The sequence below is a fragment of the Prevotella disiens genome, assembly GCF_900454955.1.
GTDB lineage: Bacteria > Bacteroidota > Bacteroidia > Bacteroidales > Bacteroidaceae > Prevotella > Prevotella disiens.
The window spans coordinates 1513684-1524797 of record NZ_UGTL01000001.1 but is presented as its reverse complement, the minus strand read 5'-3'; the positions used below and the strand labels follow the sequence as shown (position 1 = coordinate 1524797).

Genomic DNA, 11114 nt, shown 5'->3' with positions numbered 1-11114 from the left:
ATCCTATTGATTCTTTTCGTTTGCAAGTCTTAAAAGGTATTGTCCGTATTCGTTTTTCTTCATTGACTCTGCATTCTCTTTTAATTGTTCTGTTGTTATCCAGCCTTTTTTGTAGGCTATTTCTTCAAGGCAAGCAATCTTTAAACCTTGTCTTTTTTCGATACATTCAATGAATGTACTTGCTTCGTATAAGCTATTGTGTGTACCCGTATCTAACCATGCGAATCCGCGTTGCAATGTTTGTACCATCAATTCCTTTTGACTTAGATAAACTTGATTAACGGTTGTTATTTCAAGTTCGCCACGTTCAGAAGGTTTAATGTTCTTGGCTATTTCGACAACACTATTTGGATAGAAGTACAAACCTATGACTGCGTAATTACTTTTTGGACTCTTTGGTTTTTCTTCGATGCTTAAACAATTACCCGATTTGTCAAATTCTGCTACTCCATAGCGTTCTGGGTCATTCACAAAATAGCCGAAGACGGTAGCTTTTCCTTGTTCTTCAGCTGTTTTAACGCTTTCGTTAAGCAATCCAGTGAAGCCTGCTCCGTAAAAGATATTATCGCCGAGTACTAAACAAACGGAATCGTTTCCAATGAATTTTTCGCCTATAATAAATGCTTGTGCAAGTCCATCTGGAGAAGGTTGTTCTGCATATTCAAACTTAACACCGAGTTCATGTCCGTCTCCAAGAAGACGTTTGAAACCTGGCAAGTCGTATGGAGTAGATATAATCAAGATTTCCTTAATTCCTGCAAGCATAAGAACGGAAATAGGATAATAAATCATTGGTTTATCATATATCGGTATCAGTTGTTTACTTATACCCTTTGTTATCGGATAGAGGCGTGTGCCTGAGCCTCCTGCAAGAACAATACCTTTCATTTTTCTTTGATTTTGGTTCTATTGTGATAAGATTTTCCCAGTAAGAATGAGTATTTACGCAAGAAAATAGACTTATTGTAGATATGAAATCTTAATAGTAAGCTTACTTTTATGGTCTATTTCTCATTCCATTCCGAGTTATTTTGTTTTATGTTCGCAAAGGTAATCAATTAAATTGGAATTTAACGCATATTGTATAAAAAATATTTTTATTATTACAAAACTTATCGTATGGGTCGAAAAAGTTTGCTAAAATTCAACTTGTCTACCGAAAAAGTTTCGATAAGTTTTGGTTTTATCTGACGAAATGTAATGTTTCACGGTCAATCAAAATAGAACTAAAATCCATATCTATTGTTTCAAAAAGCAAAACAATAGGTTTTGAACTTCAAAATAGGCTCTTTTTTATTGCAAAACAATAGGTATCGTTTTTTCATAGCATTTCATATAACTTAAAAATAATGTTTCACGGTGTTGGATTTAAGTCGTTTTTATTTATTTTTCACCCCCTCACACACAGCGATGAGCAAAAAATATCAACATCTTTCACTTTATGTTATTTTATTTTCTTAACTTTGCACTTCAAAAGATGTTCGTTCTTTTTGTTAACAAATTTATAACGATTAATAATGGGAATATTTTCAAAAATATTTAAAGGAAATACCGAAGGACAAGAAAAGGTCGGCGGAATGAATGACTATATGACTTTAGTTCGTGTTTACTTCCAAGCGGCTTTGGCAGAAAAGTTAGGTATAACGAGTTTAGCAATGTTACCCGACTTGCGCACTTATAAACAAACTTTCCATGTGCCTACTGTTAATAACAAATTAGGAGTAGGAGAGAAAAGTAGTGTCCGCAAAACAATGAGAAGTTTATATGGTACTGATGATAATTTCTTCAAAGAAATAGATGCAAGTATTAAGAAAAATTGTAAGAAAATACAAGATGCTCAGAGCTATCTTTTCCAATTTCAGGCTTACACGCAAGACCTTATGATGCTCATCGGAAACCTTATGAAGTATAAATTACGTTTGCCAGGTTTTTTCAAAAAGATGATTTACACTTTGACAGAAAAGACCATCAACGATATTTATGATAAAAATGACTTCACAGACCCGGGCATAATCAAGACCGTTATGTCGGTAAGAAAACTCTCACAACGTTTGGGATTCTCTCGTAAATGGGCAACAGATTTCGTTTATCAAGTCGTGCTTTTAGCCAAAAAAGAGCCGAAACAACAGGACGAAGAAGCATCAAAAAAATAGCAAAACTCAACATTACGGAAAGAAATAATCGGTAGAAAATTTTGTTAAATTAAAACTTTAATGTAAATTTGTAGCCAAAATGATTATATAAATGGATGCGAATGAGAAGACACTAAACACGTTTGCGACTCGTGTACGCCAAATGATTCTTCAATACGAAGAACTAAAAGGCGAAAACAGCGAGTTGTATGATTTGGTGGATCAGCGTGAAAAGGAAATAGAAACCTTGAAAGCACAGTTGAGACAGGCGCAAAGTGATTATAACTCATTGAAAATGGCTAAGATGATAACGATTTCTGATGGCGATATGGAAAGCGCACAAAAGAGAATATCGAAACTTATCCGTGACGTAAACAAGTGTATCACACTTATTAGTGGTAAATAACTTGAATATCAATGGCTGACGTAAAATTGCAAATAAAGCTGCATGTATATGATACAGAACTCTCCGTAAACGTTCCACGCAACGACGAAGAGTATTATCGTTCTGCGGCAAAACTCATTACAGATACTGTAAACAAGTATGCTCAAATCTTTAAAACAAAAAAAAGCGATAAAGACATTCTGTATATGGCAATGTTGGAAATAGCTTTAAAATATAAAAAAGATGGAGTGCGCAATGATACTGCACCATACATAGATATTCTTGGAAAATTAACCGCTGAAATAGAAGATACATTAAAGAAGTAACCAAGAATAATAAACATACAATTTTAAATGACGATTACATCAATTATAATAGCTTTTGCATGCCTAATAGTTGGCTTTGCAGCAGGCTATGCAGTTTTCCGTTACCTTATTACAGGAATATATAAGGACACTATCACAAAAGCAGAGAAAGAAGCAGAAGTTTTAAAAGAGAAAAAGCTATTAGAAGTAAAGGAAAAGTTCCTCAATAAGAAAAGTGAACTTGAAAAAGAAGTACAGCAACGCAACCAAAAAATTCAGCAAAACGAGAATCGTTTGAAGCAAAAAGAAACCACTCTTGTACAGCGTCAAGACGATTTAAATCGTCGTAAACAAGAAGTTGAACAACAATTGCAGCGTGTAGAGAACGATAAAAAACTCTTAGCACTCAAGGAACAAGAGTTGGAAAAACAAAAAGGTTTGGAGCGAGCTAAGTTGGAAGAACTCTCAGGATTAAGTGCTGAAGAAGCAAAAGCACGCCTTGTTGAGAGCTTAAAGGACCAAGCAAAACTTGATGCAGCTTCTTATATCAATGAAATTGTTGATGAAGCAAAATTAAATGCTAATCAACAAGCAAAAAAGATAGTGATACAAACTATCCAACGTGTTGCTACTGAAACAGCTATTGAGAACTCTGTCAGTGTTTTCCACATTGATAGCGATGAAGTTAAGGGACGTATTATTGGTCGTGAAGGTCGCAATATCCGTGCATTGGAAGCAGCAACAGGCGTAGAAATCGTTGTTGATGATACACCTGAAGCTATCGTTATTTCTGCGTTCGACCCTGTTCGTCGTGAAATTTGTCGCTTGGCACTCCATCAATTGGTATCCGATGGTCGTATTCACCCAGCTCGTATTGAAGAGGTTGTTGCCAAAGTGAAAAAGCAATTGGAGAACGAAATCATCGAAACGGGCAAGCGTACAGCTATCGATTTGGGTATTCATGGTTTGCACCCAGAGTTAATTCGTATTGTAGGTAAGATGAAATACCGTTCATCATACGGACAAAACTTGTTGCAGCACGCTCGCGAAACAGCCAATCTTTGTGGAATTATGGCAAGCGAACTTGGCTTGAACCCTAAAAAAGCTAAACGTGCTGGTTTGTTACACGATATTGGTAAGGTGCCAGACGAGGAAACAGAACTTCCACATGCTTTATATGGTGGTCGTATAGCTGAGAAATTTAAGGAAAAACCAGAGGTTTGTAACGCTATTGCATCACACCATGATGAAGTAGAAATGACTAGTCTTATTGCACCAATCGTACAAGTTTGTGACGCAATTTCAGGCGCTCGCCCTGGTGCTCGCCGTGAAATTGTTGAGGCTTATATCAAACGCTTGAACGATTTGGAAGCAATCGCAATGAGTTATCCTGGAGTTACCAAGACTTACGCTATTCAAGCAGGTCGCGAACTTCGTGTCATTGTCGGTGCAGACAAGATGGACGATGCAGAAAGCGAAAAGTTAAGCAGCGAAATAGCTGAGAAAATTCAAAACGAAATGACTTATCCTGGGCAAGTTAAAATTACAGTTATTCGCGAAACACGTAGCGTTTCCTACGCTAAATAATAAAGATTTTCGAAGGTTTATAGGGTAGTTGCTCTGGTGGGTGCTACCCTTTTTTGTTTTAAACATAATGTTTTGATGTTATTTTCGCAATATCTTTTGCAATGAAACATAAACAAAAATATTACTTTTTCATTGTTTATAGCGATTTTTTATATTTAAGATAGTAATTTTCAACTATTTATTCGTATTTTTGCAAACTATAAAATAAAAGAGTATTATACAAAAAGATGCTTTATATCTTTGTTTTACAAAGTTTTTTGCTCATAAATTGTATTCAAATCTAATAAAAAAAGGTATACAATACCTACTTTTAGTGATTGTACAATTGTGAAAAAATGCTTTATTTTGTAAGAACATTCATAAAATGCGAACTAAATGAAAAATCATAAAATGTACGAAGCTGATGACAAGATGATTAATCTTATCAGCGATAATTACAACCTATTACAAGCTTTTGGAAGTTTTGGAATTAATTTGGGCTTTGGCGACAAGACCGTACGTGAGGTATGTGAAAGTCAAGATGTTGATACTTACACTTTTTTGACCGTCGTAAATTTTACAATGAATGGATATAAAGAGTTTGACAATGCTGACCGACTCTCTATTTCAACCTTAGTTCAATATTTAAAGGCAAGCCATACTTATTATTTAGATTTCCAGTTACCTTTCATTCGTAAGAAACTTGTTGATGCATTGGACGAAAGCGACAATCTTGCAAGGCTTATTTTGAAACTCTATGATGAATATGCTCACGATATTCGCAATCACATGAAATACGAGGAAAAGAATGTTTTCCCATACGTTGATACCCTTCTTTCAGGTCAAAATAATGACAATTACGATATAGAAACGTTCTCAAAACATCATAAACAAACCGATGTTAAGTTGAGAGAATTGAAGAATATTATCATAAAATACCTCCCTTCTGACGCTCACCACAATAGTCAATTAACGGCAGCCCTTTATGATATTTATAATTGTGAAGATTGGTTAGACCAACATGCCAATGTTGAGGACGAAATCTTTATTCCTGCTATTCGTCATTTAGAGGCAAAAACCAAACAAAATGATGTAACGGTGAAGATTTCTAGTATGCTAAATCGAAAGAGTGATACAGGTGATACGCTTAGTGACCGTGAAAAAGATGTTATTATCAGTGTGGTTCAAGGCATGACCAATAAGGAAATAGCCAATCATCTTTGTATTTCTACCAATACAGTTATTACCCACCGTCGTAACATAGCACGCAAATTGCAAATTCATTCACCAGCAGGCTTAACGATATACGCTATCGTCAATAACTTAGTGGATATTAGTACGGTAATTTTATAAGCTGCTTTTCTTGTAAAGCAGACCATCTTTTCAAACATTAAATAGAAAACATTTTTATGGATTTTCCCAAAATGATGAACGGACGACCTCGTATTGCGGTAGTAGACCCCAATACTTTAGCTGTTCTTGGTTTAAAAAATATACTTCAAAACATTATGCCTATCATCGATGTTGATACTTTTTCAACTTTCGATGAGTTCACTGATGCCAATCCAGACTCGTTCTTTCATTATTTTGCAGCGCAAACCATTGTTTTAGAAAACCTTTCTTTTTTCACTGCATGCCGCCAAAAAGCGATAGTTTTATCGGTATCTAACGACCCCAATGCGCAACTTTCAGGATTCCATACTATTTGTATTAATGGTAGCGAGGAAGAACTGGTGCGAAGTTTGCTTATGATTGAGCAACACGGACATGCTGGTGGAAAGAATTTACCAGAGATGCCCCAAGTTTTAAAGAACAAAATCTTGAGCAATAGAGAGATAGAAGTACTCTCATTGGTGGTTCAAGGTTACATTAATAAGGAGATTGCCTCTAAACTTTGCATTAGTTTAACAACGGTAATCACGCATCGCAAGAATATTATGGACAAACTTGGCATGAAGAGTGTGTCTGCTTTAACCATTTATGCAGTGATGCATGGGTATGTAGACATCAACAAAATTTAGCCAAACATTAAAGGAAAGGCGAAATAAGGTGTCCTATCCAACCTTTAAATTTATCCCATGGTGTACGCCATTGGTTCCATTTTTCTTCGGTAAGTTTAAAACTATGTTGCTTTTGGTTCTCAAACAAAGTATCCAATTCCTTGGTTGTTTCTTTGTCAATGATGACTGCGTTCAGTTCTCTGTCCCATCTTAAACTGCGTGCGTTAAGATTTGCTGACCCCACTGTGCAGAATTTTCCGTCTACAAGAATAATTTTTGTATGATGAAAGCCTGGCTCAAATAACCAAATAGTACAACCTTCTTTCATTAATTTGTGGGCATTGTAAAACCCGCAATCGGGTGTTAGCGGAATATCGCTCTTAACACTCAGCATTATTTCTACTTTCACACCCCTATGAACGGCATCTTTTAAAGCCTTTTTCAGCCTTTTGCTCAATGTAAAATAGGGGTTTATCAGTTTGATACTATCCTTTGCGTCGTTGATAGCATTGATGTAAAATTCACGAATAATTTCGTTTGAAATGAGCGGTTCACGATTAATTATGCCAACAACCTTACTACCTGCTGTGCTTGTTGTGTCTGTTTTCAAGCCTTTTAAGTAGTCAGGAGTCGTGTAGCCACGATAATATTTTGCGCCATGAACATCTTTTCCCGATACTCTTTTCCACATTTTCAAGAATACTTTTTGTAAGGTATTTACCTCAGTACCCTCTATTCTGCAATGCAAATCGTGCCATTCGCCCACTACTGGCGTGCCTTTTATGTAATAATCGGCAACATTCATGCCCCCCGTATAGGCTATTTTCCCATCGATAATGACAATCTTTCTGTGGTCGCGATTGAATACATCGTGTATCCAAGGAAATTCAACGGGCTTAAATTCGTAGATTTCTATGCCTTGATTGCGAATTGCTTTCAAGTGTTTTTTGCGCATTGGGCGATTGTTACTTGCATTCCCGAAACCGTCAAAGATAGCTCTAACTTCAACTCCTTCGGCTGCTTTCTTTGCCAAACGCTTTATGAGTTCATCGTTTATGGAGTCGTTTCTAAAGTTAAAGTATTCCATGTGAATACTTTCTTTCGCCTTTTCAATGGCAAGAAACAAGTCGTCAAATTTTTCTTGTCCAGAGGTTAGTAGCGTAATACTATTATCGTTGCTAAATGTAATCCCCTTTGCTTTTAATTGTTTCATTATCAACGAGTCGGAACTTGTTGATAACTCATCTTTATTTTCTTTAGCCACGCTTGGCTTTATGGCTTGCATTGGTATTGCAAACCCTATGAATAAAAACGTTAGTATCACCCAGTTTTGTTTAATCTTCCTCACTTATGAATCTTCTAAATGCTGTTTTTGCGCTTTTAAGTATTTTAAATCATGCAACTATAATGGTCTACAACACCCAATAACTTGCCGTTTTCGTTGCAAACCAATACGGTATGTATTTTGTTTTGTTGCATAATACGCTGAATTTCAGCTATCTTTGTGTTTGGTAAAACCTTCTTTGGTTGTCGTGTCATAATATCTTCCACCGTGTGGTCGAAGAATTTTGCTTGCCATTTTTCCATGGCTCTACGAATATCTCCATCGGTAATCAGTCCGATAACCTTATCGTTTTCTATTGAAACACCCAATCCTAATTTTCCATTACTTACATGAATAATCGCTTCGCCCAAGTGCATATCTTTTGGAATAATAGGCATATCCTCCGACCGCATAACGTCTTGTGCAGTAGTAAGCAATCGCTTTCCGAGTTCGCCACCTGGGTGGAATTGAGCAAAATCAGTAGGTCTGAACTTTCTTTTCTCCATTAATGCCACTGCCAAAGCGTCTCCCATGACCAAAGCAGCTGTTGTTGAGCTGGTTGGAGCTAAGTTGAGCGGACACGCTTCCTTCTCTACCCACACTTTTATGTGTGCTGTTGCATATTTTGCCAATAGCGATTCTGGGTGTGCGCTCATGCCTATAATTGGAATATTCATGTGAAGAACCATTGGAATAAAGCGCAAAAGTTCGTCTGTTTGCCCTGAATTAGAGAGTGCCAATACCACATCGTCTTTTGTCATAGCACCTAAATCGCCATGAAACACATCTAACGGGTTGGCAAAAAAGGCTGGAGTGCCTGTAGATGAAAGGGTTGCAGCAATTTTAGCACCAATATTTCCACTCTTGCCAACGCCTGTAACAATAACTTTTCCTTTGCAATGATACATTAATTCGACAGCTTTGTCGAAGTTTTCATCTAACTGGTCGATTAAAGCCAACGTTGCATTGGCTTCATCTTGAATACATTGTATGGCGTACTCTCTTATACTTTTCATGATTTTCTTTCAGGTATTTTTATTCTAATTGTCCTATTAGATTATCTAATTTGTCTAATTCCAACATATTGGCAGCATCGCTCAGTCCCATATCTGGGTTAGGGTGTACTTCTAAGAAATAGCCATTTGCACCAAAAGCCTTTGCTGCCAATGCCATTGAAGGCACAAACTTGCGGTCGCCCACCGTCTTACCCTCGCCTGCGCTTGGACGTTGAACGCTGTGCGTGCAGTCCATAATGACCGTTTGGCTAAACTCTTGCATATCAGGGATATTTCTAAAGTCTACCACCAAATTGTTATAACCAAAGCTATTGCCACGTTCCGTAAGCCAAACTTCCTTTGCCCCACTTTCCAAACACTTCTCTACGGGGTAGCGCATATCACGTCCGCTAAGGAATTGGGCTTTCTTTATGTTCACAATTTTGCCCGTTTTTGCCGCTGCTACCAATAAATCGGTTTGGCGACAAAGGAATGCTGGGATTTGAATAACGTCTACAACCTTGCTAACCTCTTCTGCTTGCCCACTCTCATGAATATCAGTGAGTAAGCGCAAGTGATAGTTTTCTTTGATATTTTGCAACATTTCAAGTCCTTTTTCCATGCCTGGACCACGAAAAGACTTTAAACTTGTGCGATTAGCCTTGTCGAAACTGGCTTTAAAAATGATGTCAATGCCATATTTCTCGTTCAGTCTAACCAATTCTTCGGCTACTGTGTTGAGCAATTCTTGACTCTCAATGACGCATGGACCTGCTATGTAGACGTTTTTATTGTTCATTTTTTGTATTTCAAAAATAGAATTTCTTCTGAATTTAGCCTTATTTTGGGAGGAAAGGCTTCCGAGTGTAACTATATTAGGGTGCAAAGGTAAATATAATAAGGTGAAATTACAAACAAAATCTATTTCTTTTTGTAATCACAACGTGTCATAACCTCTCTAACATCTTGTGATATTCATCATAGGTGACGCTACTATTCATCAGCACCTTACTACCTTTCTATCGGAAATAATAAAGTTTGTAAATTGTTTGTACGCTTCAAACTTGCCGTCAAAGTAACATAACAAAGTGGAGGCTATTATGAATTCCACTTAAATTTAGTCTATTTCTTTCAAATGTTTGGTTATAGTTTTGCTTTATAAATATTCAATTTTGGTTGTTTCGTGATTTCTCTTTTTATAATAAAAACTATTGTGTTTTAATTTATTGGTATTCAGATAATTATAGTTATAATATTAACACCTTAAAAAAGACCTATTGTTTTACACTTCAAAATAGGTCGTTTTGAATACAAAAACAGCCTATATTTAATTTTATAATAGCAGCCTTTGTTCTTTTTAATGTGCAATTTATACTTGTTTTAACATTAAATATACGTTTTAAAGAATAATCTTTCCTTTTCTTCCGATGCGCTATTTCGTTGGTCAGAAATAATTTAACGAGAGGGTAAACGCAAGGGTTCACAATAATTTTTGTATTTTTGCAAACAAAAAGCACAATATGATACTGATAGCCGATAGTGGAAGTACAAAGACAGATTGGGTGATAGCAGATTTAAAGTCTGACACAAAAGCTGTTATAACAACACAAGGAATTAATCCTTTTCATCAGACCGATGAGGAAATCAATTCAATTTTGGTAAGCGAATTGCTGCCTAAATTGGAAGAAAACTGTTTGTTTGAAGGTGCTGAAACCATAGCGCAAGTACATTTCTATGGTGCTGGTTGCGTGGAAAGTGTGCAACCGAAAATAAAAAATTGCCTGTCGTTTATTTTTAATAGTGCTGAAGTATCGGTCAATGGCGACCTCTTGGCAGCTGCACGCGCCTTGTGTGGTAAGGAGAAAGGCATTGCTTGTATCTTGGGAACAGGTTCAAATAGTTGTTATTATGACGGCAAAAATATCGTGAAAAATGTTCCACCATTGGGCTATATACTTGGCGATGAAGGGAGTGGGGCAGCGTTAGGGAAACTTTTTATGAATGGAATCTTTAAAGAAAGTTTGCCTATTGAAATTCAGAAACAATATTTAGAAGAAGAGAAAATAAGCTATAAGGACATCATAGAAAAAGTTTATAGAAAGCCATTGGCTAATAGATTCTTGGCTTCTACCTCTAAATTTATTTTCCGTCATATAGAAACGCCAGAATTACAAGCATTGGTGCGTGAGAATTTTGATTTGTTCTTTGAAAAAAATATCACGCATTATAATGAATTTGGTATAAAGAAAGTGAGTGCTGTTGGCAGCATTGCCTTCCACTTTAAAGATTATTTCATAGCGTCAGCCCATAAGTATGGTTATGAAGTTGAGCATGTTGAGAAGTCGCCTATCATGCGAATGTTGGATTATCATCGCAGTTTTTAGTTTTATTCTGCACCATAAAAGAT

Annotated in this window: 11 protein-coding genes; 7 read left to right on the top strand and 4 right to left on the bottom strand. The window is 36.4% G+C overall.

Translation table 11 applies throughout. From position 1 onward, the window contains the following. Window positions 1–3: 3 nt before the first annotated feature. Window positions 4–888 (bottom strand): glucose-1-phosphate thymidylyltransferase RfbA, encoded by an 885-nt coding sequence (gene rfbA, locus DYI03_RS06760; protein WP_004357993.1) that lies wholly within the window; start codon window positions 886–888, stop codon window positions 4–6. A 629-nt stretch (window positions 889–1517) separates the two neighbouring features. Here rfbA and DYI03_RS06755 point away from each other — a divergent pair. From DYI03_RS06755 to DYI03_RS06730, 6 genes are all read left to right on the top strand, one after another. Continuing rightward, on the top strand, window positions 1518–2153 hold the full coding sequence (locus DYI03_RS06755) for a hypothetical protein (protein ID WP_021669379.1): 636 nt from the start codon (window positions 1518–1520) through the stop codon (window positions 2151–2153). A 91-nt stretch (window positions 2154–2244) separates the two neighbouring features. Continuing rightward, the gene (locus tag DYI03_RS06750; protein WP_004358077.1) at window positions 2245–2538 is read left to right on the top strand and encodes a hypothetical protein; all 294 of its coding nucleotides are present in this window, start codon (window positions 2245–2247) and stop codon (window positions 2536–2538) included. 11 nt (window positions 2539–2549) lie between these two features. Further along, window positions 2550–2843, top strand: coding sequence for a cell division protein ZapA (locus DYI03_RS06745; protein ID WP_004357991.1), 294 nt, complete (start codon window positions 2550–2552; stop codon window positions 2841–2843). Window positions 2844–2870: 27 nt separating this feature from the next. Beyond that, window positions 2871–4409: a ribonuclease Y gene (gene rny / locus DYI03_RS06740; RefSeq protein WP_004357919.1), complete on the top strand. Its 1539-nt coding sequence runs from the start codon at window positions 2871–2873 to the stop codon at window positions 4407–4409. A gap of 375 nt (window positions 4410–4784) precedes the next feature. Beyond that, window positions 4785–5741 (top strand): helix-turn-helix transcriptional regulator, encoded by a 957-nt coding sequence (locus tag DYI03_RS06735; protein ID WP_021669378.1) that lies wholly within the window; start codon window positions 4785–4787, stop codon window positions 5739–5741. 56 nt (window positions 5742–5797) lie between these two features. Beyond that, the gene (locus DYI03_RS06730; protein ID WP_004358053.1) at window positions 5798–6409 is read left to right on the top strand and encodes a helix-turn-helix transcriptional regulator; all 612 of its coding nucleotides are present in this window, start codon (window positions 5798–5800) and stop codon (window positions 6407–6409) included. Window positions 6410–6416: 7 nt separating this feature from the next. On the opposite strand, the gene cls is transcribed toward DYI03_RS06730, so the two are convergent. From cls to kdsA, 3 genes are all read right to left on the bottom strand, one after another. Beyond that, a complete protein-coding gene (cls, locus tag DYI03_RS06725; protein WP_004358019.1) occupies window positions 6417–7673 on the bottom strand; it encodes a cardiolipin synthase in 1257 nt (418 codons plus the stop codon). A gap of 104 nt (window positions 7674–7777) precedes the next feature. Then, complete coding sequence (locus DYI03_RS06720) at window positions 7778–8728, bottom strand: KpsF/GutQ family sugar-phosphate isomerase (protein ID WP_021669376.1); 951 nt, start codon at window positions 8726–8728, stop codon at window positions 7778–7780. A gap of 19 nt (window positions 8729–8747) precedes the next feature. Beyond that, window positions 8748–9506 carry a 3-deoxy-8-phosphooctulonate synthase gene (kdsA, locus tag DYI03_RS06715; protein WP_021669375.1) on the bottom strand — a complete coding sequence of 253 codons (759 nt, stop codon included), beginning with the start codon at window positions 9504–9506 and terminating at the stop codon, window positions 8748–8750. 721 nt (window positions 9507–10227) lie between these two features. Here kdsA and DYI03_RS06710 point away from each other — a divergent pair. Then, window positions 10228–11091 (top strand): hypothetical protein, encoded by an 864-nt coding sequence (locus DYI03_RS06710; protein WP_021669374.1) that lies wholly within the window; start codon window positions 10228–10230, stop codon window positions 11089–11091. Window positions 11092–11114 lie beyond the last annotated feature (23 nt).